The 26,166-nt window shown below is 70.9% G+C and carries 26 protein-coding genes and 1 tRNA gene; 9 read left to right on the top strand and 18 right to left on the bottom strand.

Annotated features, from left to right (window positions below; genetic code table 11):
• Nucleotides 1–996 (bottom strand): pseudouridine synthase (locus KZ820_RS00005; RefSeq protein WP_258047646.1); only part of this gene is annotated, 996 nt, incomplete at its 3' end.
• A 96-nt stretch (nucleotides 997–1,092) separates the two neighbouring features.
• Between KZ820_RS00005 and KZ820_RS00010 the strand changes: the two genes are divergently transcribed.
• A complete protein-coding gene (locus tag KZ820_RS00010) occupies nucleotides 1,093–1,536 on the top strand; it encodes a response regulator (RefSeq protein WP_219746713.1) in 444 nt (147 codons plus the stop codon).
• 654 nt (nucleotides 1,537–2,190) lie between these two features.
• Nucleotides 2,191–3,525, top strand: coding sequence for an AmpG family muropeptide MFS transporter (locus KZ820_RS00015; RefSeq protein WP_219746714.1), 1,335 nt, complete (start codon nucleotides 2,191–2,193; stop codon nucleotides 3,523–3,525).
• A gap of 196 nt (nucleotides 3,526–3,721) precedes the next feature.
• Here KZ820_RS00015 and KZ820_RS00020 read toward each other — a convergent pair whose 3' ends face one another.
• From KZ820_RS00020 to KZ820_RS00065, 10 genes are all read right to left on the bottom strand, one after another.
• A complete protein-coding gene (locus KZ820_RS00020; RefSeq protein WP_219746715.1) occupies nucleotides 3,722–4,156 on the bottom strand; it encodes a DUF6628 family protein in 435 nt (144 codons plus the stop codon).
• A gap of 69 nt (nucleotides 4,157–4,225) precedes the next feature.
• Nucleotides 4,226–5,548, bottom strand: coding sequence for a bifunctional folylpolyglutamate synthase/dihydrofolate synthase (locus KZ820_RS00025; protein ID WP_219746716.1), 1,323 nt, complete (start codon nucleotides 5,546–5,548; stop codon nucleotides 4,226–4,228).
• 19 nt (nucleotides 5,549–5,567) lie between these two features.
• On the bottom strand, nucleotides 5,568–6,431 hold the full coding sequence (gene accD / locus KZ820_RS00030) for an acetyl-CoA carboxylase, carboxyltransferase subunit beta (RefSeq protein ID WP_219746717.1): 864 nt from the start codon (nucleotides 6,429–6,431) through the stop codon (nucleotides 5,568–5,570).
• Nucleotides 6,428–7,237, bottom strand: a complete 810-nt coding sequence (gene trpA, locus KZ820_RS00035; protein ID WP_219746718.1) for a tryptophan synthase subunit alpha — start codon at nucleotides 7,235–7,237, stop codon at nucleotides 6,428–6,430. The genes accD and trpA overlap by 4 nt, the downstream gene beginning before the upstream one ends.
• Entirely contained in the window at nucleotides 7,234–8,508 is a 1,275-nt protein-coding gene (trpB, locus tag KZ820_RS00040; protein WP_219746719.1) for a tryptophan synthase subunit beta, read from the bottom strand. Before trpB ends, trpA begins: the two co-directional genes overlap by 4 nt.
• Complete coding sequence (locus tag KZ820_RS00045; RefSeq protein ID WP_219746720.1) at nucleotides 8,505–9,143, bottom strand: phosphoribosylanthranilate isomerase; 639 nt, start codon at nucleotides 9,141–9,143, stop codon at nucleotides 8,505–8,507. Before KZ820_RS00045 ends, trpB begins: the two co-directional genes overlap by 4 nt.
• A gap of 331 nt (nucleotides 9,144–9,474) precedes the next feature.
• On the bottom strand, nucleotides 9,475–10,149 hold the full coding sequence (pyrF, locus tag KZ820_RS00050; protein WP_219746721.1) for an orotidine-5'-phosphate decarboxylase: 675 nt from the start codon (nucleotides 10,147–10,149) through the stop codon (nucleotides 9,475–9,477).
• Nucleotides 10,149–10,505, bottom strand: coding sequence for a hypothetical protein (locus tag KZ820_RS00055; RefSeq protein WP_258047648.1), 357 nt, complete (start codon nucleotides 10,503–10,505; stop codon nucleotides 10,149–10,151). The genes pyrF and KZ820_RS00055 overlap by 1 nt, the downstream gene beginning before the upstream one ends.
• Nucleotides 10,506–10,862: 357 nt before the next feature.
• Nucleotides 10,863–13,166, bottom strand: a complete 2,304-nt coding sequence (locus KZ820_RS00060; RefSeq protein WP_258047649.1) for a patatin-like protein — start codon at nucleotides 13,164–13,166, stop codon at nucleotides 10,863–10,865.
• Nucleotides 13,163–13,873 (bottom strand): endonuclease/exonuclease/phosphatase family protein, encoded by a 711-nt coding sequence (locus KZ820_RS00065; protein ID WP_219746722.1) that lies wholly within the window; start codon nucleotides 13,871–13,873, stop codon nucleotides 13,163–13,165. The genes KZ820_RS00060 and KZ820_RS00065 overlap by 4 nt, the downstream gene beginning before the upstream one ends.
• 110 nt (nucleotides 13,874–13,983) lie before the next feature.
• On the opposite strand from KZ820_RS00065, the gene KZ820_RS00070 reads away from it, so the two are divergent.
• Both KZ820_RS00070 and KZ820_RS00075 read left to right on the top strand, forming a co-directional pair.
• The gene (locus tag KZ820_RS00070; RefSeq protein ID WP_219746723.1) at nucleotides 13,984–14,472 is read left to right on the top strand and encodes a flagellar basal body-associated FliL family protein; all 489 of its coding nucleotides are present in this window, start codon (nucleotides 13,984–13,986) and stop codon (nucleotides 14,470–14,472) included.
• 116 nt (nucleotides 14,473–14,588) lie between these two features.
• Nucleotides 14,589–14,783, top strand: a complete 195-nt coding sequence (locus tag KZ820_RS00075; protein ID WP_219746724.1) for a hypothetical protein — start codon at nucleotides 14,589–14,591, stop codon at nucleotides 14,781–14,783.
• 466 nt (nucleotides 14,784–15,249) lie between these two features.
• Here the strand turns inward: KZ820_RS00075 and KZ820_RS00080 are convergent, their stop codons facing one another.
• Both KZ820_RS00080 and KZ820_RS00085 read right to left on the bottom strand, forming a co-directional pair.
• Nucleotides 15,250–15,654 carry a PilZ domain-containing protein gene (locus tag KZ820_RS00080; protein ID WP_219746725.1) on the bottom strand — a complete coding sequence of 135 codons (405 nt, stop codon included), beginning with the start codon at nucleotides 15,652–15,654 and terminating at the stop codon, nucleotides 15,250–15,252.
• Between the two features lies 1 nt (nucleotide 15,655).
• Nucleotides 15,656–16,015: a PilZ domain-containing protein gene (locus KZ820_RS00085; protein WP_219746726.1), complete on the bottom strand. Its 360-nt coding sequence runs from the start codon at nucleotides 16,013–16,015 to the stop codon at nucleotides 15,656–15,658.
• A gap of 120 nt (nucleotides 16,016–16,135) precedes the next feature.
• Here KZ820_RS00085 and KZ820_RS00090 point away from each other — a divergent pair, with 120 nt between their 5' ends.
• Nucleotides 16,136–17,452: a chloride channel protein gene (locus tag KZ820_RS00090; protein WP_219746727.1), complete on the top strand. Its 1,317-nt coding sequence runs from the start codon at nucleotides 16,136–16,138 to the stop codon at nucleotides 17,450–17,452.
• A gap of 18 nt (nucleotides 17,453–17,470) precedes the next feature.
• On the opposite strand, the gene KZ820_RS00095 is transcribed toward KZ820_RS00090, so the two are convergent.
• From KZ820_RS00095 to mgrA, 3 genes are all read right to left on the bottom strand, one after another.
• Nucleotides 17,471–18,049 carry an alpha-ketoglutarate-dependent dioxygenase AlkB gene (locus tag KZ820_RS00095; protein WP_219746728.1) on the bottom strand — a complete coding sequence of 193 codons (579 nt, stop codon included), beginning with the start codon at nucleotides 18,047–18,049 and terminating at the stop codon, nucleotides 17,471–17,473.
• A gap of 225 nt (nucleotides 18,050–18,274) precedes the next feature.
• Nucleotides 18,275–19,279, bottom strand: coding sequence for a zinc-dependent alcohol dehydrogenase family protein (locus KZ820_RS00100; protein WP_219746729.1), 1,005 nt, complete (start codon nucleotides 19,277–19,279; stop codon nucleotides 18,275–18,277).
• A gap of 103 nt (nucleotides 19,280–19,382) precedes the next feature.
• Nucleotides 19,383–20,459, bottom strand: coding sequence for an L-glyceraldehyde 3-phosphate reductase (mgrA, locus tag KZ820_RS00105; protein ID WP_219746730.1), 1,077 nt, complete (start codon nucleotides 20,457–20,459; stop codon nucleotides 19,383–19,385).
• 143 nt (nucleotides 20,460–20,602) lie between these two features.
• Here mgrA and KZ820_RS00110 point away from each other — a divergent pair, with 143 nt between their 5' ends.
• The 3 genes from KZ820_RS00110 (at nucleotide 20,603) to KZ820_RS21695 (ending at nucleotide 23,642) form a co-directional block, all read left to right on the top strand.
• Complete coding sequence (locus KZ820_RS00110; RefSeq protein WP_219746731.1) at nucleotides 20,603–20,917, top strand: DUF485 domain-containing protein; 315 nt, start codon at nucleotides 20,603–20,605, stop codon at nucleotides 20,915–20,917.
• Nucleotides 20,914–22,539: a cation acetate symporter gene (locus KZ820_RS00115; RefSeq protein WP_219746732.1), complete on the top strand. Its 1,626-nt coding sequence runs from the start codon at nucleotides 20,914–20,916 to the stop codon at nucleotides 22,537–22,539. The genes KZ820_RS00110 and KZ820_RS00115 overlap by 4 nt, the downstream gene beginning before the upstream one ends.
• 119 nt (nucleotides 22,540–22,658) lie before the next feature.
• Complete coding sequence (locus tag KZ820_RS21695) at nucleotides 22,659–23,642, top strand: SGNH/GDSL hydrolase family protein (protein ID WP_258047651.1); 984 nt, start codon at nucleotides 22,659–22,661, stop codon at nucleotides 23,640–23,642.
• A gap of 51 nt (nucleotides 23,643–23,693) precedes the next feature.
• Here KZ820_RS21695 and KZ820_RS00125 read toward each other — a convergent pair whose 3' ends face one another.
• Complete coding sequence (locus KZ820_RS00125) at nucleotides 23,694–24,179, bottom strand: nuclear transport factor 2 family protein (protein ID WP_219746733.1); 486 nt, start codon at nucleotides 24,177–24,179, stop codon at nucleotides 23,694–23,696.
• A gap of 575 nt (nucleotides 24,180–24,754) precedes the next feature.
• Between KZ820_RS00125 and KZ820_RS00130 the strand changes: the two genes are divergently transcribed.
• Nucleotides 24,755–24,827, top strand: a tRNA-Thr gene (locus KZ820_RS00130).
• Nucleotides 24,828–24,851: 24 nt separating this feature from the next.
• Here the strand turns inward: KZ820_RS00130 and KZ820_RS00135 are convergent.
• Nucleotides 24,852–25,700 (bottom strand): hypothetical protein, encoded by an 849-nt coding sequence (locus KZ820_RS00135; protein WP_219746734.1) that lies wholly within the window; start codon nucleotides 25,698–25,700, stop codon nucleotides 24,852–24,854.
• Between the last annotated feature and the right edge of the window lie 466 nt (nucleotides 25,701–26,166).

The following is a 26,166-nucleotide window of genomic DNA, read 5'->3' on the forward strand; positions in this document are numbered from 1 at the left end:
GAGCGCCGCGCCCGGCGCCGGCCGCGCGCCGCGCGCGGCACCCGCGCGCTCGCTCACGTCCGCGGCGGGTCGCGCCGGCCGACCGGCGCCGGACCGCTCGCTCGTTCCTCCGGCCGGCCGCGCCACCCTCGCACTTCGCGGTGCATCGCCCGCGGCGCCCGCCACCCGCGTCCCCGCGCCGCGCCCGGCGCGCTGGTCGCGCACCGTCACCGGCTCGACCGGCAGCCGCGTCGCCGCGGGCGAGCGCAGCGTCTGGCGGAAGCCGGCGAGATCGGCGGCGCGCACCTCGCCGACACCGCCCACCGGCAGGTCGCCGAGCACGAACGGGCCGTAACGGGTGCGGATCAAGCGCCCGACGCGAAGCCCCAGGTGCTCGAGCACGCGCCGGACCTCGCGGTTCTTGCCCTCGCGCAGCGTCATCTCGATCCACACGTTGGCGCCGGTGCGGCGCTCGAGATTGGCGTCGATCGCGCCGTAGCGCACGCCCTCGACCTCGACGCCGTGGATCAGCTCCTCGAGCTGCCCCTGCGTCACCGCGCCATAGGCGCGCGCGCGATAGCTGCGCTCCACGCCGGTAGCGGGGAGCTCGAGCTCGCGCTTGAACTCGCCGTCGGTGGTGAGTAGCAGCAATCCCTCGGTGTTGAGGTCGAGCCGCCCCACCGGCACCACGCGCGGCAGGTTCTTCGGCAGCCGGTCGTAGATGGTCGGCCGCCCGCTGAAGTCGCGCTCGGTGGTGAGCACGCCGGCGGGCTTGTGGAACAGGAACAGCCGCGCCGGCGCGGGCGCGGCGACGGGCTGGCCGTCCACCGTGACGCCGTCGAGCGTGGCGAGCAGCGTCGCGGGCGTGTCGAGCACGACCCCGTCGCGCGCCACGCGCCCCTCGGCGATCATCCGCTCGATCTCGCGCCGCGAGGCGACGCCGGCGCGCGCGAGCAGCTTGGCGATACGATGCTCGGCGCGTCGCGCCGCGCGCCCTTCGGGATGGGGGTCGACCATCGCGGCCGCTTAGCCGATCGTCGCGCACTTAGCGGCATTTATTTGCACCCGCGCGCCCGCCCGCGCGTTGTGCCGGCGTAACGACGGTGAGGGCACATGGTCTTCGGGCGCAAACAGCGGGTTCTCGAGCGGCTGCTCCTGGTCGAGGACGAGCCGCTGGTGGCGTTCGACGCCGAGCATCTGCTCACCGATCAGGGCTACAGCATCGTCGCCACGGTGGATCGAGTCGCCGACGCGCTGGCGGTGCTCGCCGCCGAGACGCCGGTCGACCTCGTGCTGGTCGACGTTACACTCGCCGACGGCAGCGGCGTCGAGGTGGCGCGGGTCGCGCGGGCGCGGGGCGTGGCGGTGCTGTTCGTCACCGGCGACTGCCCCGACGAGGCGGCGACGCTGGCGAGCGGCTTCCTCGCCAAGCCCTACGCGCAGCGCGACCTGCTCGCCGCGATCGTGGCGATCGAACAGAGCGTCGCGGGCAAGCCGCCGCGGCGGCTGCCCGGAGGATTCCAGCTGTTCCACTCCGGCGGTGCGGCGACCGCCTGAGCGCGCGCGAATGTTGCGAATGTTGAGTCGCCGGCACGGTTCGTGTGCGGGACTCAACATTGGCCTTGATTTGAGATCCTGAGTGAGATCCTGTCCGTAAGATCCAGCGCCGGCTGGGCTTTGTTCATTTCCTTGACCTTTGCGTGAGAACGAGGCGCGGCTGTCGCGCGAAGCGAACGTTGAGTCATGTTGGAGGGAGGCCGGGGTCGCGCGCGTCGCTGCGACCACATGAGCGGTGGCGGAAGGCGGCATGCGCCCACTTTGCCACGGCGACGCAGGTGTAGGACAGCGCGATCGCCTCGCTGCCGCGAGACTGCATGCCGGGCCGCGGCGATCCGGTCGTTCACATGGATCGCGCGAAGGCGCGGAGGCGCGGAGAGCGCCCGCCTTCGGCCCGCGGCGCGCACCAGACCGATGCTGGAGGATCAGAGCGGCTGCGCGGCGGCGTGAGGTGACATTTCGGCGCCCGCGCGCGAACACCGTCTTTGCGCCGTCGCGTGAACTCACTGCTCGCGCTACGCCGCCCCGTCCACCGTCCGCACCGCCCTGCCGCAAGCCCGCGGCCGCCGCGCCTTCCGCTCGCGGCGGGGATCGTCTAGCGCTCGCTGTCCGGCGCGCGCCGCGGCGGGGCAGAGGACGGAGCGGATCGAGTTGATGGCGACGCGCGCGGACGGCACGACCTGGCGGGACGGGATCAGGCCCTATGTCGAGCGGGGGCCGCTCGCCGCCTTCGCGCTGGGCGTCTCCTCCGGCTTCCCCTACGCCATGATCGCCGCGACGCTGACGACGCGGCTGGCGCAGGACGGGATCGACAAGAAGACCGTCACCGCCTTCAGTCTCGCCTTCCTCGCCTATAACCTCAAGTTCCTGTGGGCCTGGGTGGTCGACGGCGTGCGGCTGCCGTTGATCGGGCGCCTGGGCCAGCGCGTGTCGTGGCTGCTGTTCGCGGGCACGCTGGTGATCGCGGCCGTAGTGCATCTCGCCTTCGCCGATCCGAGGGCCAGCATCGCCGCGACCGCGGTCGCCGCGGTGCTCGTCGGCGTCGCGGGGGCGACCTACGACATCGTCATCGACGCCTATCGAATCGAGATCCTCGAGCCGCGCCAGCTCGGCGTGGGCTCGGGGATGAGCCAATATGGCTGGCGCATTGGCTCGGCCGGGGCGGCGTCGCTCGCGCTGATCGTGGCGGCGCGCTACGGCTGGACGGCGGCCTATTGCGCCTGTGCCACTTTGGCGCTGCCCGCCATGCTCGCCGCGCTGGTGGTGGGCGAGCCGCGCCGCCACCGCGATCCGGTGCGTCGCCGCGGCATGGGCGAGGCGCTCGCGGCGACGTGGCAACCGTTCACCGAATTCTTCCAGCGGCCCGGCGCGGTGGTGATCCTGCTGTTCATCCTGATCCACAAGATCGGCGACACGCTGGGGCAGTTGGTGCTGCGGCTGCTGCTCGACTCGCTCGGCTTCAGCAACGACGAGATCGCGCTGTACGACGTCGGGGTCGGCTTCTGGGCCTTCCTCGTCGGCATCTTCATCGGCGGCTGGCTCTACGCGCGGTTGGGCATGAAGCGCTCGGTGCTGCTCAGCCTCGTGCTGATGGCGGTGTCCAACGTCAGCTTCGCGCTGCTCGCCGCGACGGGGCACAGCAATCTGGGGCTGGCGGGCGCGATGATCTTCGAGAACGTCGCCTCGGGGATCGGCGGCGTGACCGTGGTCGCCTATTTCTCGGCGCTGTGCGACCTGCGCTTCACCGCGGCGCAATATGCGCTGATCTCGGCCGCCTCGAGCATCGTTGGGCGGATCGTCACCGGCACGACCGCGGGCGCGCTGGTGGAGCGGTTCGGCTATGTCGGCTTCTACTGGCTGACGGTCGCGGCCGCGCTGCCGGGCGTGCTGCTGTTCTGCTGGATGGGGCGCTCGGGGCTGATCGATCGCTCGGTCGGCAGCGCCGGCACCGAGGGACCGGGCGACGCGCGCGACGGGCGGATGGCATAGGGAGCGCCCGCTGGTTCCTTCCCGCCGTCATCCCCGCGGAGGAGGGGATCCAGAGCCGCTGCCGTGGCGACTCCATCGCTAGCGTCAGCGTGTCTGGATCCCCGCCTCCGCGGGGATGACGGTGAGAAGGCGATCACATGAGGGAGAAAAACCGCGAGGGCCACCTGAGCCTCTTTCCCGCCCTCTTCCCACGCCCTCACAGCGACACCGGTCGTCCCTCGTCGGCGAAGGCGGCGGCTACCGCGGCGGCGCTGGCGAGCACGCCGTCGACATGGCGCTGTCCGAGCAGGTCCTGCATCAGCAAGCGCGCGCTCTCCACGCGTGTCTCGACGCGCGCGAGGATCGACAGCAACACCTGCTCCGACGGCGTCATGCGCGCGCAGCAGCACGGCGCGATCGCGATCGGCGCGGCGGCGTTGGCCGCCATGTCCGCCATCAGCGCGCGGATCAGCGTCAGCGGGCGGCGGAACGCCTCGCCGAAGGCGGTGAACAGCGCGTGCGCGGCGCGTGCGTCGGAGAGCCCGTGCGCGCCCATCCGCCGCATCGCGAACAGGACGACGCGGGCGTTGCCGCACTCGGGCAAGGCATAGGGCAGGGCCTGGAGGGTGGCGGCGGCGGAAAGCTCGGACATACGGGCGACTCCTCGATCGTCCCGCAGGGTCGTTCACGCGCTATTGATAGTCAATCGCAAAGTTGTGGGTCAGTCGGGCAGCTCGTCGTTCGCCTTCAACGCCTCACCGGCGAGGTACAACGAGCCGAGCACGAGCACCGCGCCGGGCCGGCTGCGCGCCACCTCGGCGAACGCCGACCCGATCGTCTCCGCGGTCGCGGTGGCGGGCACGCCCAGCTCGCGCGCGAGGGCGGCGAGATCGGCCGGATCGTGGTGCGCGTGGCCGGGCACGGGCAGCGTGACGAGCTGCCCGACGCGGTGCGCGATCGGCGCGAGCAGGCCGCGCGGGTCCTTGTTCGCCAGCATGCCGAGCACCAAGGCGAGCGAGCGCGCCTCGCCCGCGCCGGCGACCCGGTCGATCGCGGCACCGAGCGCGCGACCGGCCGACTCATTGTGGCCGCCGTCGAGCCACACCGGGGTGGCGCCGAGTGGGGCGGTGAGCGGTCCTCGCGCGAGCCGCTGGAGCCGTGCCGGCCAACGTGCGCCGCGGGCCGCTTCCGCGAGCGCGGCGTCGCCCACCGCGAGCCGGTCCTGCGCGCGCAGCATCGCCGCGGCGAGCGCGAGATTGTGCGCCTGGTGCGCGCCCGGCAGCGCGGGGAGCGGAAGGGTGACGCTGCCGCGCCGGTCGCTGAGCACGACGCCGGTCTCGGCGACGCGGTGCTGCCACGCCGCGCCCTCGGCCAGCAGTGGCGCGCCGGCCGCCGCGGCGGCGCGCGCCACCGGCTCGGCCGCCTCGGGCGGGTAGCGCATCGTCACCAGCGGCGCGCCCGGCTTGGCGATCCCCGCTTTCTCCGCCGCGATCTGCGCGAGCGTGTCGCCGAGGAAGGCCTGGTGGTCGATCCCCAGCGCGGCGACGCCGCAGACCAGCGGCGCGGGCAGCACGTTGGTGGCGTCGAGCCGGCCGCCGAGCCCGACCTCGATCACGCAGGCATCCGCGGGCGTGCGCGCGAAGGCGAGGAAGGCGGCGGCGGTGGTCACCTCGAAGAAGCTCGCGCCGAGGTCGCCCGCGACGTCGAGCACCTCCGCCAGCAGCGGCGCGAGCGCGTCGTCCGCGATCAGCCGGCCGGCGAGGCGGATGCGCTCGTTGAAGCGGACGAGGTGCGGGCTGGTATAAGCGTGGACGCGGTGCCCCGCCGCCTCGAGCGCGGCGCGGAGATAGGCGCAGGTCGAGCCCTTGCCGTTGGTCCCGGCGACGTGAAACACCGGCGGCAGATGGCGCTGCGGGTCGCCGACGCGCGCGAGCAGCCGCGTGATCCGCTCCAGCCCGAGCACGTCGGCGCCGGGCGAGAGCGCCCACAGCCGGTCGAGCTGCGCCTGGACGCGCGGGTCGGCGGAGACGGCGTGGTCGGCCATCGGGCGGGGGCGCGTCGCCTCAGGCGGCGCGGCGCTCGCCGCAGAGATAGCCGATCACGGTGGCGAGCCGGTCGCGCAGCTCGCGGCGGTGGACCACCATGTCGATCAGCCCGTGCTCGAGATAATATTCGCTGGTCTGGAAATCCTCGGGCAGCTTCTCGCGGATCGTGTTCTCGATCACGCGCCGCCCGGTGAAGGCGAGCGTCGCCTTGGGCTCGGCGATCTGCACGTCGCCCAGCATCGCATAGGCCGCCATGACGCCGCCCGAGGTCGGGTCGGTCAGCACGACGATATAGGGCAGGCCGGCGTCGTGGAGCAGCTGGATCGCCACCGTGCTGCGCGGCATCTGCATCAGGCTGAGGATGCCCTCCTGCATGCGCGCGCCGCCGCTGGCGGTGAAGACGATGAAGGGCGCGCGGTCCTTGATCGCGGCCTCGACGCCCTGGACGAACGCCTCGCCGACCGCCTGGCCCATCGAGCCGCCCATGAAGGCGAAGTCCTGCACGCCGATGACGACGCGCTGGCCATGGATCGTGCCGCGCGCGTTGACGAAGGCGTCCTGCTCGCCGGTGCTGGCGCGCGCCGTCTTGAGCCGGTCGGCGTAGCGCTTCGAGTCGCGGAACTTGAGCGGATCCTCGGCGGCGCGCGGCGGCGCCAGCACCTCGGTGCTGCCCTCGTCGAGCAGATAGGCGAAGCGCTCCTTCGGCCCGATGCGCTCGTGGTGGTCGCAGTTGGGGCAGACGAACTGGTTTTCCTCCAGCTCCTTGTTGAACACCATCGTGCCGCAGCCCTTGCACTTGTGCCAGAGCGTGTCGGGCGCCTGCGTCTTGCCGCCGGGCACGAAGCCGCCGATCGCGTTGCGGACGTTGCTGAGCCAGCTCATGCGGTCACCTCTCTTGCCTCGGCGGTGGCTGCGAGGGCTGCCGCGAGCGATTGGACATAGGCGGTGACGGGCGCCGCCGCGGCCGCGCCGTGCCGCGCGACCAGCTCGACGATCGCCGACCCGACCACCACGCCGTCGGCGACGCGCGCGATCGCGCCCGCCTGCTCGGGGGTGCGCACGCCGAAGCCGACCGCCACCGGCAGGTCGGTCGCGGCCTTGAGCCGCGCCACCGCCTCCTCGATCGACGCCTGCACCGCCTGCTGCTTGCCGGTGATGCCCGCGACCGAGACGTAGTAGAGGAAGCCGTCCGCCCCCGCGAGCACCTCGCCGATCCGCTCGCCGACGGTGGTCGGCGTGGCGAGGCGGATCATGGCCACGCCGGCGTCGCGCAGCGCAGGGCCGAGCGCCTCATCCTCCTCGGCGGGGACGTCGACGCAGATCACGCCGTCCACGCCCGCGTCGCGCGTCGCGGCGGCGAACCACTCGGGGCCGCGCCGCAGCATCGGGTTGGCATAGCCCATCAGCACCAGAGGCACCTGCGGGTGGCGCGCGCGGAAGTCGGTGGCGATCCGCAGGATGTCGGCGGTGCGCGTGCCCGCGGCGAGCGAGCGGATGTTGGCCGCCTGGATCGCGGGGCCGTCCGCCATCGGATCGGTGAAGGGCATGCCGAGCTCGATCACGTCGGCGCCGCCCGCGACCAAAGCGTCGAGGATCGCCGGCGTCGCGGCGGCGTCGGGGTCGCCCGCGGTGACGAAGCACACCAGCGCGGCCCGGCCCTTGGCGAAGGCGTCGGACAGCCGCGTCACATGCTCACTCCCAGCGCCGCCGCGACGGTGAAGATGTCCTTGTCACCGCGCCCGCACAGGTTGGCGAGGATGATGCGGTCGGCCGGCATCTGCTTGGCGCGCTGCGCCACCGCGGCGATCGCGTGCGACGGCTCGAGCGCGGGGATGATGCCCTCGGTGCGGCACAGCAGCTGGAAGGCGTCGAGCGCCTCGGTGTCGGTCACGGCGGTGTACTCGACCCGGCCGATGTCCTTGAGCCAGGCGTGCTCGGGGCCGATGCCGGGATAGTCGAGCCCGGCCGAGATCGAGTGCGCCTCGGCGATCTGCCCGTCCTCGTCCTGGAGCAGATAGGTCTTGTTGCCGTGGAGCACGCCGGGGAAGCCGCCGGCGAGGCTGGCGGCGTGCTTGGCGTCGAGCCCCTCGCCCGCGGCCTCGACGCCGAGCATCGCGACGTCATCGTCGAGGAACGGGTGGAACAGCCCGATCGCGTTCGACCCGCCGCCGATCGCGGCGACGAGCAGGTCGGGCAGGCGCCCCGTGCGGTCGAGCAGCTGCGCGCGCGCCTCGCGCCCGATCACGCTCTGGAAGTCGCGCACCAGCTCCGGATAGGGGTGTGGGCCCGCGGCGGTGCCGATGATGTAGAAGGTGTCGTGGACGTTGGCGACCCAGTCGCGCAGCGCCTCGTTCATCGCGTCCTTGAGCGTGCGCGCGCCGCTCTCCACCGCGCGCACCTCGGCGCCGAGCAGCTTCATGCGGAAGACGTTGGGCTGCTGCCGCTCGACGTCCTTGGCGCCCATGTAGATCACGCACGGCAGGCCGAAGCGCGCGCACACCGTGGCGGTGGCGACGCCGTGCTGGCCCGCGCCGGTCTCGGCGATGATCCGCGTCTTGCCCATACGGAGCGCGAGCAGGATTTGGCCGATGCAATTGTTGATCTTGTGCGCGCCGGTGTGGTTGAGCTCGTCGCGCTTGAACCACACCTGCGCGCCGCGCTTCTGACCATCGGGGCCCTCGTCGGCGCTCTGGCGCAGCGTCTCGGTCAGCCGCTCGGCGTAGTAGAGCGGCGAGGGGCGGCCGACATAATGTTCGAGCAGATCGTCGAACTGCGCCTTGAACGCGGGATCCTGCCGCGCCGAACGATAGGCGCGGTCGAGCTCGAGAATGAGCGGCATCAGCGTCTCGGCGACGTAGCGGCCGCCGTAATCGCCGAAATGGCCGCGCGTGTCGGGCTGCTGGCGCAGGCTGTTGGCGCGCGCCGCAGGATCGAGAGCGGGGGTGAGCGTGTCGGTCATAGCTGGGCGACCCGTTGCAGGAAGGCGGCGATCTTGTCCACGTCCTTGACGCCCGGCGCGCGCTCCACGCCCGAGGAGACGTCGACCAGCCGCGCGCCGGTGCGCATCGCGGCCTCGGCGACGTTGCCGGCGTCGAGCCCGCCCGACAGCGCCCAAGGGAGCGGGTGGCGCGCGCCCTCGAGCAGCCGCCAGTCGAAGCGCACGCCCATGCCGCCGGGCAGCGCGGCGTCGTCGGGGGTCTTGGCGTCATAGAGCAGCCGGTCGGCGGCGCCGGCGTAGGCGGGGGCGGCGGCGAGGTCGGCGGCGGTCTTCACCGCCAGCGCGACCCAGCTTTCGACACCGGCGGTTCGGCGCAGCGCGGCGGCGCGCGCGGGCGTCACCTTGTGGAGCTGGATCGCGTCGAGCCGCGCCGCGACGACCGCCTCGACGACGAGCGAGTCGGCGGGATCGACGAAGACGCCGACGCGGCGCGCGCGCTCGCCGGTGCGCGCGGCGAGCGCGGCCGCCTGGTCGAAGGCGAGGTGACGCGGCGAGCGCGGGAAGAAGACGAAGCCGACATGGCTCGCGCCCCCGGCGAGCGCGGCGTCGAGCGTGTCGGGCGTGGAGAGGCCGCAGATCTTGGCGGTGACGGGCATGACTGACTCGAGCGGTGGAGGCGGCGACATAGGCGTGGCGGGGCGGGATTGCCACGTCGCGGCGGCCAACACGACAACCGGGTCACGGTCGTCGAGGTTCTCGCGACGGCGGCCCCCGTCTATGCCGTCGTCGCGACCGTTCCGACCCCTCCTCCCGAATTTTTTCCACCCGTCATCCCGGACGTCGTCCGGGATCCACTCCTCCGCGAGAGTAATACCTACAGAAGGTGCGGGACGGTGGATCCCGGACCAAGTCCGGGATGACGGCAGGGTGGGGCAAGGCAGGTCTCACGCCGACCCAGGTGCGGGTCGTGACCGCGCGATCGCTGTGCTACAGTGTCGCGGCGATCGCGCGCGCGGCGGCGTCGGGGTCGTCGGCCTGGGTGATCGGGCGGCCGATCACCAGGATCGAGGCGCCGTCGTCGGCGGCCTGCCGCGGCGTCACCACGCGCTTCTGGTCGCCGACGGCGCCGTCCGCCGGCCGGACCCCGGGCACCACGAAGAAACCGTCCGGCCACACCGCCTTGGCCGCGCGCACCTCGGCCCCCGAGCAGACGATGCCGTCGAGCCCGGCGGCGCGTGCCAGCTCGGCGAGGCGCAGCACGTGGTCGTGCGCGCTGCCCGCCACGCCGGTGTCGGCGAGGTCGCGCTCGTCGAGGCTGGTCAGCATCGTCACCGCGACCACCCTGGTGTCGGGGTGCGCCGCTGCCTTGGCGTCTTCCAGCATCGCGCGGCCGCCGGCGGCGTGGACCGTCAGCACCGCGGGCGCGAGCGGCGCGAGCGACTGCACCGCCTTGGCGACGGTGTTGGGGATGTCGTGGAGCTTGAGGTCGAGGAAGACGGGGAGGCCGACCTCCTCCAGCGCGCGCACCCCGGCGGGGCCGTTGGCGCAGAAGAACTCGAGGCCGAGCTTGATCCCGCCGACATGGTGACGGACCTTGGCGGCGAGCGCCTGCGCGCGGGCGAGATCGGGCGTGTCGAGGGCGACATAGACGCGGCTGCTCATCACGCGACTCCGGGCGGCACGGCGGTGGGGATCGCGGCGGGCGGTGGCGGCGTGACCGGGACGATGGTGCCCGGCGCGACCGGCTCGCCCGCGCGCGCGGCGGCCAGCGCGCGCTCGGTCTCGAGCGACCGTTCCGCGGCGGTGAGCCGCTGGCGCAGGCGGTAGCGCATCCAATGCTGATAGACGAGCGTCGGCACGAAGCCGAGCAGGAAGGTGGTGAGCAGCAGCAGCGGCAGGTTCACCTCCGCCACCAGGCCGCCGAACAGCTGGATCGAGACGTTGGTCCAGTTGCCGAAGGTGAACACCGCGGCGAGGAACGCCATCAGGCACCAGAACAGGAGCTTCAGGAACTGCATCGCCGCACGCTAGGCGGCGCGTCCCGAATTTACCAGTGCGCGGTGGCGCACCGCGGCGGCGCGGAATGGGACTGGCGTGGCTCGGAAGAGGGAGGCGGCACGACGTGATTACCCTCACGACGCCACCGACGTTTCGGTGGAGCGCGCTTCCGTAAACGTTCGCCGCTCCCGGCTCCCCTTCGTCATAACCGCGCAGGCGGGGATCCATGCACGCTGACGCCTCCCTTCTTGCCGCCACGTCTGCGCGTCTGGATTTCCGCCTTCGCGGGGATGACGAGAGAGGGCGGTGAGGACAGTGACGACGATAGCGCGAGCAACCATCCGGGACAGGGAGGCACGTCGCCGCGTCTCCGCCCGTCACCCCACCTCGCGCCGCAGCGCCGCCACCAGCCCCGGCGAGTGCGTGAGCCGCGCTTCTTCCTCGTCGAGGATGGCACGGAAGGCGGCGCGCTTGATCGCCGCGACGCGCCCCGCGCGCAGCCGCGTCGCCGCGGGTAGTGTCGAGACGGTGATGTCGATCATCCGCTCGGCGCCGTGCAGCCGCCCCCAGAGGTAATCGTTCTCGCGATAGGCGCGGCTGAAGAAGGCCCCGAAGCTGTTGAACTGGATGCCCTTCAGCGTGGCCGCCGCGCCGCCCGAGCGGATCGAGCGGGCGTCGTCGGGCGAGACTCGGTCGACCTTGATCGGGTCGAACTCGTCGAGCCCCTCGCCCTGCAGCAGCGGCAGCGTCGCCACGTCGACGAAGGGGAAGCCGAGATAGTTGAGCAGCATCGGCCGCCGCACCTCGCGCGGTACCGCCGCCAGCGCGGCGGCCATGCGCGCGTCGGTGGCGGCGTCGCGCGCGGTGAGGTCGAGCGAGGCGCCGAACGCGTCGAGCAGCGGCGCGGCGTCGTCGCGCAGCGCGCGCACCTCGCGCCGCAGCGCCGCGTGCGTGTCGGTGCGCTTGGCGGCGAGATAATCGGTGAGCGAGTCGTAGATCGCGTCGCGCAGCGGCTGGAGCGCGGTGGCGCTCGCCTCATGCTCCAACTCGCCGAGCCGCCGCGCGAGCAGCCGCAGCCGGCGCACGCGGAAGTTGAGATCGAAGGTGCGCAGGAAGGCGACCATCGCCTCGCTCGCGCCGCCGGCATAGACCGCGTCGGCACCGAGCCCGCGCGCGGCGAGCGCGGCGTCGAGCCGCTGGCGCGTGCGACTCCACCGTTGCGCGCCAGGTGAACCGCCGATCGAGTGGAGCAATGCGGCGACGAACTCGATCACCCCGGCGGCCTTGAGCTGGCCGTAGCCGACATAGCTGAAGCCGGCACGCTCGGCCGCCGCCTCCTGCGCGCGGCGGCGCCACGCCACCAGCCGCGCGGGGGTCGGGCGGTCGAGGAAGAAGGTGCGCCCGAACAACTCCTCGATCCCGGCGTCGACCTGCGGCCGGATCGCCTCGGTGATCGCGCGCATCCGCTCGATCCGGCGCGACCGTTCGGCCAGCGCCTCGAGATTGTCGCGGATCGGCTGCTGACGCGGCAGCTCGCTGATCGCGCCGAGGATCGTCTGGAAGAAGCCGGGTGGCCCGGCACTGCCCGCGCCGAGCGTCAGCTTATGGCCGGGCGAGGGGTCGACATAGACGAAGCGGCGGTCGATCTCGCGCTTCGCCGGGCGCTCGCGCAACGCGTCGATCGCGGGGCGAAAGGGCGCGTTGGCGAGCACCGAGCCGTCGATCAGCACCGCGCGCTCGGCGGCGCGTGCGGCGGCGTGGCGCGGCAGAACGCGCTCGAGGAAGTCGCGTCTCCCCGGCCAGCGCCGCCGCCGCGCGCGCAGCACGCGGTCCAGCTCGGCCACCGTGAAGGGCGGGAAGGCGCCGGGGAAGCTCGAGGTCGCGCGCGCGGCGAAGGCGAGCTCGGGGACGGCGGCGAGCGTGTCGAGCGCGACGCCATGGTCGCTGAACGGCAGCACCAGGCGGTGCTCGGTCTCCATCACCTCGGGCGGCGAGTGGAGCTGGAGCCGCTCGGGGTGGCCGCCAAAATCGGTGACGGTGAGGAACAGGTCGAGCGGCTGGCCCGGTGGCAGGAGCCTGGGGCCGCGCGGCGCCGCCGCCATCGCCTCGAAGGCGTCGAGCAGCATCGCGGTGAAGCCCTCGCCCGAGAAGGGCGGTTCGAACCAGCGCGAGCGCACGAAATGCGAGAGCTTGGCGCGGACCTCGTCGCGGGTCGCCTCGTCGAGCGCCTCGAGCTGGTCGGCGCTGCGCCCCGCCGCCATCCAGGCGAGCGGCAGCGCCCAGACCTTGGAGAAGCGCGAGGCCGGCGCGGCGTCGGCGTCGATCAGACGCTCGACGTCGGCGCCCTCGAGCCACAGGTCGGTGAGCGGATCGAGCGACTGACCGCTCGCGATCGCCTGCGCCAGGAACACGCCGTTGATCCCGCCCGCGCTCGCGCCCGCGACGATGTCGGGCAGCACGCGCACGCGCCAGCCCGCGCTCTCCTCGATCTCGTCGAGCAGTGCGCGATAGACGCGCGCGCTGGCGCCGTCGCAGGTCGCGTCGTCACGGGCGGCCCGGCTGGCGCGGGCAAGATGCCACACCTCCTTGACGATGCCGTGCATGTAGACCGCCAGGCTGATCCCGCCGTAGCAGACGAGCGCGAGCCGCAGCTCCTTCTCGCGCACCGCCGCCGTGCTCATGCGGCGACGATCTCGGCCCAGATCGGCAGATGGTCCGAGGCGACCCGGGACGCGGGTGACTGGTGGACGCCGCAGGCGGCCACGCGCAGCGCGCGCGACACCATGATGCGGTCGAGACGCGCGATCGGGCGGCGGGCGTGGAAGCTCGGCCCGGTCTCGGCGAAGTGGAAGTCGCGCGCGAAGTCGCTGAGGCAGCCCGAGGCGCGGCTCCACTCGTTGAGGTCGCCCATCATCACCGTCGCGGGGCCGGGGGCGCGATGCGCGGCGTGCTGGAGGATCGCCGCCGCCTGCCGGCGCCGCCACAGCCCCGAGAGATCGAGGTGCATGCCGATCACGCGCACCGCCTCGCCCCCGATCGCCCCATCCATCGCGATATCGACGCACACCGCGCCGCGCGGCTCGAGCGCGGGGAGGTGGAGCTGCTGGCAGTCGAGGATCGTCGCCCCCTTGCGCACCAGCAAGGCATTGCCGTGCCAGCCCATGCTGGTGGCGCGCATCCCGAGCCCGACCGAGCGCCAGTCGCTGTGCTCCTCGAGCAGGTGCGGGGTGAGCACCGCGGCGCGCTGGCCGAAGCGGCGGTCGGCCTCCTGCAACGCCACCACGTCGGCGTCGATCTCGCGCAGCACCTGGAGGATCCGTTCGGGGTTGCGGCGGCGGTCGGTGCCGATCGCCTTGCGGATGTTGTAGCTGGCGACCTTGAGCCTCATCGCACGCGTAACGAGTCGGGCCGCCCCGCGGTTGCAGCAGCGGGCGCTAGTTAGCGTGACGGTAATCACCTGGCGCTACGATGGCCGGCGAGGCAGTGGATGGACGCGGGATGAAGCGAGGGATCAAGCTGGCGCTGGTGCCCGTGGCGGCGGTGCTGGTGATCGGGCTGGGCGCGGCCGGCGGAGTGGTATTCTCGCGCGACGGCGTCGCGGCGGCGGTTGAATCGGACGTGCGCGCGGACGCGGCGCCCGTCGTGCCGGCGGTGCTGCCGGTGCAATTCTACGCCTTCGATCCGCCGCTGACGGTCAACATCAGGGACACCGACGCGGTGCTCCAGGCGGGTGTGTCGGTGAGCACGCGCGACCCGAAGGTGCTCGACGCGCTGCGGCGCGACGATCCGGCGCTGCGCTCGGCGATGATCCTCGCCTTCGGCGACGCCAGCGAGGCCGCCGACATGACCGACGCGGGCAAGCAGCAGCTGCTCGGCGCGATCACCGGCGCGGTCAACCGCCAGCTCGCCGCGGACGGCTACACCGGGCACGTCGACGCCGCTTACTTCACCGACTTCATCGTGCAGGGCGGCAGCGACGACCAGTGAGCAGGGCGCGACGCGCCGTGGAACGGCGAGTCGTTCGGCCGGTTTGTGTCACTTCGATGGCGCACGCGGGTGCGCTGCGGGCGGCGCCGCGCGCCGCCACGAACCGGAGAGTGAGCGTGAGCGCCAGAGTCTGCACCAGCGTGCCGCTGGTCGCCGCGCGTGACGGCGTGGTGATCATCGAGTCGAGCTGCGGCCGCTCCTTCAACGTCAGCGCCGAGGTGGCGATGCAGATGAGCGAGCATCTCATCCGCAGCGCAGCGCGGGCGCGCGGGCAGCATCGCATGATCGGGGACCGCGGCGAGGGCGTGTAGGCCGCGAACGGTCGAAGGGCGTCTCGCCGAGCGGTGTCTGCCGTTTCTCCAAAGATACCACCGCGCCGCAGTCTCGTACCCGAACTTCGGCTCATCGCAGGTCGCGCTACCGATGAACTCGCACTGCGCCCACACCGGATCGCTGGCGATCGCGGTCGCGCCGCACGCCATGTCGCAAGCGCAATGTTCTCAATATGTTCTGTCCTACATCGCGGCCTCGCGCTATGGCTGAGCGCGTGGAAGGAGGTGCCCGATGATCCTGCTCGACGCCCCGTTGATCACGGCCATGGCCGCGGTGATCGGCAGCTTGGCCGCGTTGGTCTGGTCCTGCCGCCGACGGCCGTGACGACGACGATCTGCTGAACCGCGCTCCTGCGTCGGCAGGATCAGCGGTCCTCCAGGTCATGATCGTCCGTGACTGGGCTCCCGCTCGAGCGGGAGCGCCTTTTCACCCTTCACTTCCGCCTCAGCGGTCGTAGGCGCCGCGGATATGGCCGAGCCAGCCGGCGTTGCCGAGCGGCTCCTCGCGCGGGCGAGCCGGCGCGCTCGGCTTGGCGACGAAGGTCTTGGCGCGCGCGTCGTCGGGGTTGATCGGCTGGGCGAAGCGCAGCCCGGCGGCGCCCTGATCGACCCAGATCACCGTCGCGCCCACCGCGGCCAGCGAACCGACCGTGACGAGCACGGTCGCGCCGCGCTGCAGCCGCTCCGCCTGGTCAACCCGCACGCCGGTGCTCGACAGGTCGCGCACGCGGTGGCGAGTCGCGCCGCCGTGGCCGAAGCGCTCGATCAGCGCGCCCAGCATCACGCGATGGCGCTCCGCGCGCGGCTGATGCTCGCGCGCGGCCGAGTCGCTGCTGACCGCGCCGCTCACGTCAGATGTCCTCGTAGCCGTCGTCGTCACGCGCGCCGCCCGACAGCAGCATGATCACCTCGCGCGGCAGGCGCTGCTCGAAGCGGATGCCCGCCTCGCCGTCGTCGCACCACGCCACCGTGCCGACGAGCGTCTCGAGGCCGCCGATGCGTAGCCAGACGCGTTGCGCGGGCTTGAGCGCGACGCCGCGCAGCCGGCAGCCGCGGTTGGAGACATCGATCACCTGGACCGACTCGCTCTCGCCCAGGAACAGGCGAAGGCTGCCCTCGAGCGCCGTCGGCATGCGCAGCTCGCGGCGGTTGTCGCTCCACGACGCCGCCTCCAGCCACACGTCATCGCCGCCTGCGCTCACCTGCTCCACGTCACGTCCACCTGCCTCGCACGATGATCCGCTTATCGCGCGATAGGCTTAACAGCCCGTAACGGCGTGGTGCATCCGTGCCGCGCTGGCCTTTTCGCGGCAGGGCGATAGGAGCGGGACATGATCGAACCGCGTTCCCCCACCGATGGCCAGCGCCGGTGGACCGCGCGCCGCTATCGCGCCCTGCTGCGCGCGCAGGGGCCTCGTTCCGTACGGTTTCGCACGCGCATGGCGATCCTGACCGGAGCGGTCGCGATCGGCGTCGCCGCCACGCTGTTCGCGCTCGCCGCCGACTCGGTGGGAGCGCTGTTCGCGAGCTACGCACGTCGGTACCGCTATGCCCCGCTGCTCACCACGCCGCTGCTCTTCGCCGTCCTGGTGTGGCTGACGCGGCGCTGGGTCCCGCTCGCGCGCGGATCGGGCATCCCGCAGGTGATCGTCGCGCAGCAGGATCCGGAGCGCGCCACCGGCTCGCTGGTGTCGATCCGCACCGTGGCGGGCAAGACGCTGCTGACGCTCGCCGCGTTGCTCGGCGGCGCCTCGACCGGGCGCGAGGGGCCGACGGTGCAGATCGCCGCCGCGGTGATGGGGCTGAGTCACCGGTTGCTGCGCGTTCCGCTGCGCGGCGCGGTGCTAATCGCGGGCGGCGCGGCGGGCGTGGCGGCGGCATTCAACACGCCGCTCGCCGGGCTGCTCTTCGCGATCGAGGAGCTCGCCTCCGCCTATGAGCAGCGGGTGACGCTGCTGGTGATCGCGGCGATCGTGATCGCGGGCATGGTCGCCCAGTCGGTGCAGGGCGATTACGTCTATTTCGGCGTGATCGGCGCGCATCTGGCGCTCGGCCCGGCGCTGCTGGCGGTGCCGGTCGCGGGGATCGCTGGCGGGTTGAGCGGCGGGTTGTTCGCGCGGCTGATGCTGGCGCTCGCCACTGGCCCTGGCCGGCTGACCGTCTGGTCGAAGCAGCGCCCGGTCGCTTTCGCGGCGATCTGCGGCGTGGTGGTCGGAAGCCTGGGCGTGGCCACCGGGCTGACCTGGGGCACCGGTTATGACGCGGCGCGCGCGATGATCGTCGGGGTCGACGCGCCCTTGTGGTTCGGCCCGGCCAAGTTCCTGGCCACGCTGGCGACCGCGGTGGCGGGGCTGCCCGGCGGCATCTTTGCGCCGTCGCTGGCGGTGGGCGCGGGGCTGGGCAACCTGCTGCGCCCGCTGTTCCCGGACGAGCCCGCCTCGGCGATCGTGATCCTCGGCATGGTCGGCTATTTCGCCGGCGTGGTGCGCGCGCCGCTGACCGCGGTGATCATCCTCTCCGAGACGACCGCGAGCCGCGGACTGATGCTGCCGATGTTCGCCGCCGCCTTCCTCGCCGACGGCGCGAGCAGCCTGGTGTGTCGCGAGAAGCTGTACCACGGGCTGGCGCGCACCTTCGCGCGACCCTGAACCCGCTCGATTTGCGGCTCAGTCGCCCACGGCGGCGCGCCCGCGTCCGGACAGGCTGCGCAGCGTGATCGACCAGCGCGTCGCCGCCATCGCGGCGATGCTGTGCTCCCACTCGTACCGCGCCTCGCCAGCGAGATGGTAGAGCCCGCGCGGCGGCAGCGGCGCGGTGCGACGCTCGAACCGCTCGCCGAGGCGGCGGCGGAAGCGCATCGCGGCGGGCGCGCCGAGCGAGACGCCGACGACGTGATCGAAGTGCGGCCGGTCGCGGTGCCAGCCGATGCCCGCGCCGGGATCGTAGCGGATCAGCAGCGCCTGCTCGAGCGTGCCCGGCGGGAGGCCGACCGCCTGCTCGGCGCGATCGCGCACCGCCGCGAGCCACGGCGGCAGCGGGTCGGTGCGCGCCAGCGCGGCGCGATCGAAATCATAGTGGATGCCGAAGCTGTGTGTCAGCCGCTTGCCGAGCCAGCCCTGGAAGCGGAAGGGCGCGAGCGCGAGCGAGTCGATCCTCTCGACGAGCGCGCGCTCCTCGTCGACATCGACGAACGCGGGGACGCTGCGCAGGCCGGGGATCAGCGACAGGTCGAAGAGGTCGTCCATCGGGCTCCCATATAAGCGAGAGGCCGCCCCTCGCGGGACGGCCTCTCCATTGTCGGCCGGGGCCGGCAGTGTGTCAGGCGGCGGCATGCCCCGCAGAAGCGATCATGCCCGCGCCCTGTGCCGATACCGGCTTGTGACAATGAGACATTCGATCACCTCCTTCCCGTTGTTGACGATGACGCGAAGATGGTTGTTTTCACGCGACTTTCAAGTGGTCGAGCGACGTCACCAATCGACGCCGATCTTGCCGAAGTGCCCGGCCGACTGCTGGAAGCGGAAGGCATCGGGCAGCCGCTCGAGCGGGAAGCGGCGGTCGATCACCGGGCGGATGCCGGTGGCCTCGATCGCGCGGACGAACTCCTGCTGCTGCCGGCGCGAGCCGACGATCAATCCCTGCAGCCGCGCCTGCTTGCCCATCAGCGCCGCGGTCGGCACGTCGCCGGTGACCCCGGCGACGGTGCCGATCAGCGCGATCTGCCCGCCGACGCGCACCGCCTCGATCGACTGGGTCAGCGTGCCCGCGCCGCCGAGCTCGAGCACGTGATCGACCCCGCCGCCGCTCCAGTCGCGCACCGCCCGGCCCCAGTCGGCGACCTCGCGATAGTTGACGACATGGTCGGCGCCGAGGTCGCGCGCGCGCTCCAGCTTCTCACCCGATGAGGAAGTGACGATCGCGGTCGCGCCCATCGCCTTGGCGATCTGGAGGCCCCAGATCGCGACGCCGCCGGTGCCGAGCAGCAGGACCGTGTCGCCCGCCTTGAGCGCGCCCTCGCCGACCAGCGCGCGCCAGGCGGTGAGCCCCGCGGTGGTGATCGTCGCCGCCTCGACCGCGTCATAGCCCTTGGGCGCGCGCGTGAAGGCGGTGGCGGGACGGACGACGGTCTCGGTAGCGTGGCCGTCGATACCGTCGCCGGGCGTGCGGCGGAAGTCGCCGATCGTGGGCGCGCCGTCCTGCCAGTCGGGGAAGAAGCAGGAGACGACCGCGTCGCCGACCTGGAAGTCGGTCACGCCCTCGCCCACCGCCTCGACCGTGCCGGCACCGTCGGCGAGCGCGATGACGCGGTCGCCTGCGGGCATGCCGCCGGTGACGACGCCGAGGTCGTGATAGTTCAGCGAGCTGCCGTGCAGGGCGACGCGGATCGCGCGGCGGCCGGGCGCGCCCGGGTCGGCGCGCTCGGTGAAGCCGAGCGTGTCGAGGGTGGGCGGGGCGCCGATCGTCATGGCCTTCATGTCGGGTCCTTCATGCTTCGCGTGTCGATGGAGCGGGCGGCGATGTCGTGTCGCCGCACGCGCGTTCAAGCGCCGTCGCGCGCGCCTTCACGTGTCGCCGCGCTCAGGCGGGCACGCCCTGCGCCGCGGGGAGCTCGACGATGTCGGACGATTCCGCCCACAGGTTGATCCCGCCGTCGCGCGCGAGCGAGTCGATCCGCGCCAGCTCGTCCTCGGCGAAGTCGAGCCGCTTCACCGCGTCGAGCGAGTCGTCGAGCTGCTCGACCGTGCGCGCGCCGATCAGCGCCGAGCTGACGCGCGGATCGCGCAGCACCCAGGCGATCGCCATCTGCGCCAGCGTCTGCTCGCGTGCCGCGGCGATCGCGTTCAGGTCGCGGATCGCGGCGAGGTTCTGCTCGCTCAGCAGCGACTGGCCGAGCGAGCCGCCGCGCGTGGCGCGCGCGCCCTCCGGCACGCCGTGGAGGTATTTGTCGGTTAGCATGCCCTGCGCCAGCGGCGAGAAGGCGATGCAGCCGGTGCCGAGCGACTCCAGCGTGTCGAGCAGCCCGCGCTCGATCCAGCGGTTGAGGATCGAGTAGCTCGGCTGGTGGATGAACAGCGGGACCTTCTCCTCGGCCAGGATCGCCGCGGCGCGCGCGGTCAGGCCGGGCTCATAGGAGGAGATGCCGACGTACAGGGCCTTGCCCTGACGGTGCAGCTGCACCAGCGCCCCCATCGTCTCCTCCAGCGGCGTGTTCGGGTCGACCCGGTGCGAGTAGAAGATGTCGACATAGTCGAGCCCCATGCGGCGCAGGCTCTGGTCGCAGCTGGCGATGAGATATTTGCGCGACGAGCCGACATCGCCGTACGGCCCGGGCCACATGTCCCAGCCCGCCTTGGTCGAGACGATCAGCTCGTCGCGATGCGTGGCAAAGTCGGTCGCGAGCACGCGGCCGAAGGCCTCCTCGGCTGAGCCGTAGGGCGGCCCGTAGTTGTTGGCGAGGTCGAAGTGGGTGACGCCCTGATCGAAGGCGCGGCGGAGGATCGCACGGCCGGTCTCGAACACGTCGCTGCCGCCGAAGTTCTGCCACAGGCCGAGGCTGATCGCGGGCAGGCGCAGCCCGCTGCGGCCGACGCGACGGTACGGCATCCGCCCATCATAGCGAGCGGAATCAGCGGTGTAGGGGGCGGGGTAGGGCATGCGACGGCTCCGTGACGACCGGGTAATGGCGCCCCTAACGTCCGTCGACGCGGGGCGGTGCCGCCCAACGCGGCGACCCGCGATCATCGCTCGCCAAACCGCCGCGAGCCTCTATGATCCGACGGCAGAGGGGAGATGCGAGGATGGAGCAGGGCGAGGCCGCGCTCGAGCGGCTGGCGGAGGACCCGCGCTACCGGCGGCTGGTCCGGCGCCGCGGTCGGCTCGGGCTGGCGCTGACCGCGGTGATGCTCGTCGCCTATCTCGGCTTCGTGCTGCTGGTCGCCTTCGACAAGCCGCTGCTCGCGCGGTCGCTGGCGGGCGGGGCCACCTCGCTGGGCATTCCCATCGGGCTGGGCGTGATCCTGCTGGCGATCGCGCTGACCGGGATCTACGTGTACCGCGCCAACCGCGAGTTCGACGCCGAGGTCGCCGCGATCGTCGCCGAGGCGCGGCGATGACCGGCTCGGGCGGCGGCACCGGATGGCCCGCGCTGGCGATGTTCGGCTGTTTCGTGCTGCTGACCCTCGCGATCACGCGCTGGGCGGCGCGGCGGACGCGCACCGCGGCCGACTTCTACGCCGCCGGCGGCGGCATCACCGGCTTCCAGAACGGCCTGGCGATCGCGGGCGACTTCATGTCGGCGGCGTCGTTCCTCGGCATCTCGGCGCAGATCTTCGCCGACGGCTATGACGGGCTGATCTACTCGATCGGCTTCCTGGTCGGCTGGCCGATCGTATTGTTCCTGATGGCGGAGCGGCTGCGCAACCTGGGCCGCTTCACCTTCGCCGACGTGGCCTCGTTCCGCTTCGCGCAGACGCCGGTGCGCACGCTGGCGGCGATGTCGACGCTGCTGGTCGTGCTCTTCTATCTGATCGCGCAGATGGTCGGGGCGGGGCAGCTGATCCGGCTGCTGTTCGGCCTGCCTTATCCTTATGCGGTGGCGATCGTCGGCGTGATGATGACGCTGTACGTGCTGTTCGGCGGCATGCTCGCGACCACCTGGGTGCAGATCGTCAAGGCGGTGCTACTGCTCGGCGCGGCGAGCTTCATGGCGACGGCGGTGCTGTGGCAGTTCGGCTCGCCCGAGGCGCTGTTCGCGCGCGCGGTGCAGGCCAAGGCAGCCGCCGCCGCCGCCAAGGGCGCGGCGCCGGCCGAGGCGCTCGCCGCCGGGCGCGCGATCATGGGGCCGGGCGGCTTCATCAAGGACCCGGTCTCGGCGATCTCGCTCGGGCTCGCGCTGATGTTCGGTACCGCCGGGCTGCCGCACATCCTCATGCGCTTCTTCACCGTACCCGACGCGCGTGCGGCGCGCACCTCGGTGCTGTGGGCGACGGGTTGGATCGGCTATTTCTACCTGCTGACCTTCGTGATCGGCTTCGGCGCGATCGTCCTGGTCGGCACCGACCCGCGCTACCTCGACGCCGCGGGCGCGCTGCGCGGCGGCGGCAACATGGCCGCGGTACACCTCGCGCACGCGATCGGGGGCGACCTGTTCCTCGGCTTCGTCTCGGCGGTGGCGTTCGCGACCATCCTCGCGGTGGTCGCGGGGCTGACGCTATCGGGCGCCTCGGCGGTGAGCCACGATCTCTACGCCAGCGTGTTCCGCCGCGGCCGCGCGGACCAGGCGGCGGAGCTGCGCGTCTCGCGCGTGACCGTGGTGGCGCTCGCGCTGGTCGCGATCGCGCTCGGCATCCTGTTCGAGAAGCAGAACGTCGCCTTCATGGTCAGCCTGGCGTTCGCGATGGCGGCCTCGGCCAACTTCCCGGTCCTGCTGCTGTCGCTGCTGTGGCGCGGCTGCACCACGCGCGGCGTCGTCGCGGGCGGGGCGGTCGGGCTGGCGCTCGCGCTCGGGCTGACGATCCTGTCGCCCGCGATCTGGGTGACGGTGCTGGGTCACGGCGCCGCGATCTTCCCCTATGGCTCGCCCGCGCTCTTCTCGATGCCCGCGGCGTTCGCGACGATCTGGCTGGTCTCGCGCCTGGATCGAAGCGGCCGGGCGGCGGTGGACCGCGCCGGCTATGTCGCGCAGCGGGTTCGGTCCGAGACCGGCATCGGGGCCGTCAAGGCGAGCGATCACTGATCGGTTCGGAGTGGCGGGAAAGAATCTTTACATAGCCTTAACACCCTCTTTTCAGATCATCGTTTCTGCGGCACGGTCTATCGTGTGGTGCGCCATGTCGGCGACGCGGGAGACCGAGAATGAAGAGGGAATGGACCTTGGCGTTGAGCGCGCTGGGGCTGATCGCGGTACAGCCGGCGGGCGCGGACCGAAGCACCGCGCAGTTCACCTCGGTGACGGTGTTCGGCGACAGTCTGGTCGACGCCGGCAATCTCTACCTCTCCAACGGCGGAACCCGCCCCGACCCGAGCCAAGGCTATTTCCAGAACCGCTTCACCGACGGCTTCGACTATCCCGATCTGATCTCGCTCAAGCTCTTCGGCGTGCCGACCACGCCCTCGCGCGCCGGCGGGAGCAACTATGCCTATGGCGGCGCGCGCGTGGTCGACACCGGTGACGTCATCCCCGACCTGGGCGCACAGCTCAGCACCTTCGCCGCCTCGGGCAAGGCGATCGATCCCAATGGCCTGTACATCCTCAACTTCGGCGGCAACGACGTGTTCGGCGCCAAGGGCGTGTTCGGCCCGGTCGGCGCGATCGGCGACTATCCCGACGTGAACAGCTATCTCGAGGCGGCGGCGAACCAGTATGTCGCCGGGATCAAGGCGCTCAACGAGCGCGGCGCGCGCAACATCCTGTTCACCGACTTCCCGCTCGCCGGCGACCCGTACACCATCGCGGCCAATAACTATCTGCGCACCGCGCTGGGCGGGCTGACCGTCAGCGCAGGGACCGACCTGTACTTCTACAGCCTCAGCGAGTTCAACGTGCGGGTGCTGCAGCACCCCGACCAGTTCGGGTTGCCGCCGCTGCGTGCCGATACCAACTGCGTCGCCGCGGGCGCGCAGGCGAGCGGCTGCGCGGGCTTCTTCTCGTTCGACGGCGTCCACGTCACCGGCGCGGTGCAGGCCGCCGGCTTCCGCGACATGGACCAGCGCTTCGGCCTGACCAGCGCGGTGCCCGAACCCTCGGTCTGGTCGATGCTGATCCTCGGCTTCGGCCTGGTCGGCGCGGCGCTGCGGCTCGGCCGCCGGCGCCGTGTCGCCGCGGCAAGCGCGGCCTGACCGCACGACGGGCGGCGGGACCGACGCGCGCACGATGGTGCGCGAGGAGGCTCACGGCGATCGTCCCGGCGGCATCGGGACGACGTTGGCGTGACGCGCGAGCCAATACCAGCGGCCATGGTGGCGCTGGTAGATGTTGGTATAGCGCCGTCGCAGCGGGGCGGTGCCGTAGGTCCGCCCCAGCTCGCTCGCCGCGGTGGGGGTGAACCGCTCGCTGCCCATCACCACGCCGGTGTCGCCGCTGACGCGAACGCGCTCGATCGTCCGGTCGAACTCTTCCGCGCCGATTCGTCCGTCCCGCATCATCGCCAGGAACTCCTCGCGCGAGAGGACGCGGCCGGTCGGCGCGTTGATCGTCAGCTCGGGCGCGGACAGCGCCGCCAGCTTCGCGACGTCGGCCTGCGCCACCATCTCCTTCTGCGCCATGTCGAGCCGCGCCAGCGCCGCCTCGACACCGCGTGGGGCGGCGGGCGCTGTCGTCGCGACCGCGGAGAGGAGGCCCGCGACGGCGGTCGCGACGATCGACATATGACGCATCGCTGATCTCCCATTGAGCCGGGCAGAATGGCCTGGAGCGAGCCCGGAAACAATCGCCCTGACGGAGCGCGGTGGCGCAAGGGGCAGCCCGGGCATGGAGGCGCCGGCACCGCCTGATCCGCTCCTGCGACCTACCGCGCGCGCGAGGGAAGCGACTCGGTTCGCCCGAGGGGTGGGCTGATCGCTGGACTCGCTCACGGCCACCCGCGGCCGCCGAGACCGATGCGGCGGCAGCGAGCACGCGCGCTCGGTCGGTGGCTCCGTCAAGATCTGGAGCGTGGTCATGTTGAACCGCCGCGATGCTGGACGTCGGCGAGCGGGGGCCGCCGCTCGAACGCGGTGAAGGCGGAGGCGTGGTGCCGGTTGCAGGGATCGAACCCGCGACCTTCGGTTTACAAATCTTCTGGTAAACTTTTCCTAACCAAGGTTAACCCAAGATCAACGGAAATCAGCCATTTTTCAGCATTCTGTGCTATGCCTAGTGGCCTCTCCGAGGTCGATAGCGGGTCAAATCCCCACACTTTTCCCCACACAATGTTCGACTTTTCTCCCCTACCGCGCTAGCGGAGAGGCGAGCCGGATTAGCTCAGATGGTAGAGCAACCGCCTTGTAAGCGGTAGGTCGTCGGTTCGAGTCCGACATCCGGCACCGCAATGGGCCGCGTTCCGGTACTCAGTGTCCTGGTAGCCGATCATAGATGTAATTTCCAATTACACCGACGATGATGGCAAGAACCACTCCGCCTCCAAGGACTTTAAGCATAGCAATTCGTCGATCTTGACGAGGAATATTGTCTCCCCAGTAAAATACGTACCGCGGAAACAAAGGTCTTAAAAGTTTCTCTAAAGGATCAGACAGTAAAAGCAGAAACATCGGCAACAAGACAAGAGGCATGAAGTAGTATGTCATGTCGCTTTCTGTTGAACGCATGGTGTCTACTCTGAAGATGTATTCTGCTAAGGTCCGAGAGGTTCTTCTGATCTCTTTTATTCGTTCGATTTTGCGGTCGGTGGCCGATTCCATCATGAATGTCATGGCGGACAAAGCGCTGACACCGATCAATGGGAAGGCTCGCACAAAGTTTTTTGCGGAGAAAGCGTTTCGGATTTTTGAGCTTTTTACCTTATCTATCCGCTCTTCAATGGTGGACGCCGTCACAAAGGTCCAATCCTTGTCGTTGGATGAGACTGCAAATGATATTGGGATGCTGTCTGAATTTTGTTCATATGCAACATCGCTGAATGTCACCTCCACGTAACATTCAGGATCGACAGGATTAATCGCTTTCAAGCTCATCCTCACAACAGCCCGCGTGCCGTCGTTTTCTTCGCTGACTATCTCCGAAACGCTAGCGTGGTCTGCAATCACCCCGTTCCTGTATTTCACAGCGTATTTGAAAGCGGCGTCGATACCGCCCGACGCTTTCTTTATCTGTTCGTTTTGGGCGTCTTTGATGCGGGTTAGCTCTACTTCATTCAAGAAGAATCCGCTCTTGATCTTCGGCGTCACCTCAGTCTTCACGTGACTCATCCCCCCCGAAAATACCCGTCTTCTTGCCCGATGACCAATCAGTGTCACTTCGCTTGCTAGCGCTTAGCGGTGCAAGCATCCCCCTACCCAACGAGAACGCGCGTCGCTTTACTAGTACGAGATGGTTGAGCGGCTCAAGCTGCTCCATCTGGAGGCGAGCGGTTAAAGCCTAGAAGACGACACCATTCCGGTTGAACCGGTGAACGCTGCCTTAGAGATCTGCGGGTACGTCGGTTGCACGCGGTTGAAAGGCAAGCGAGCGGCCCCTCCACCTAACACATAGCGAACAGCTCACGCGTACTAGGAGACTGCTCAGCGAGATGCGCGGAACCCCTTACGGAGGCCCGGCGAAAAATCCCCACACAAATCCCCACACTGGCTATCGAACCGGCAGAAATCCGCAGATTTCCGCCACTTTTTCCAGGGGAAAGAACGTCTTACAAAACCGCTGCTCTAC

The sequence above is a fragment of the Sphingomonas citri genome (assembly GCF_019429485.1).
Taxonomy (GTDB): domain Bacteria; phylum Pseudomonadota; class Alphaproteobacteria; order Sphingomonadales; family Sphingomonadaceae; genus Sphingomonas; species Sphingomonas citri.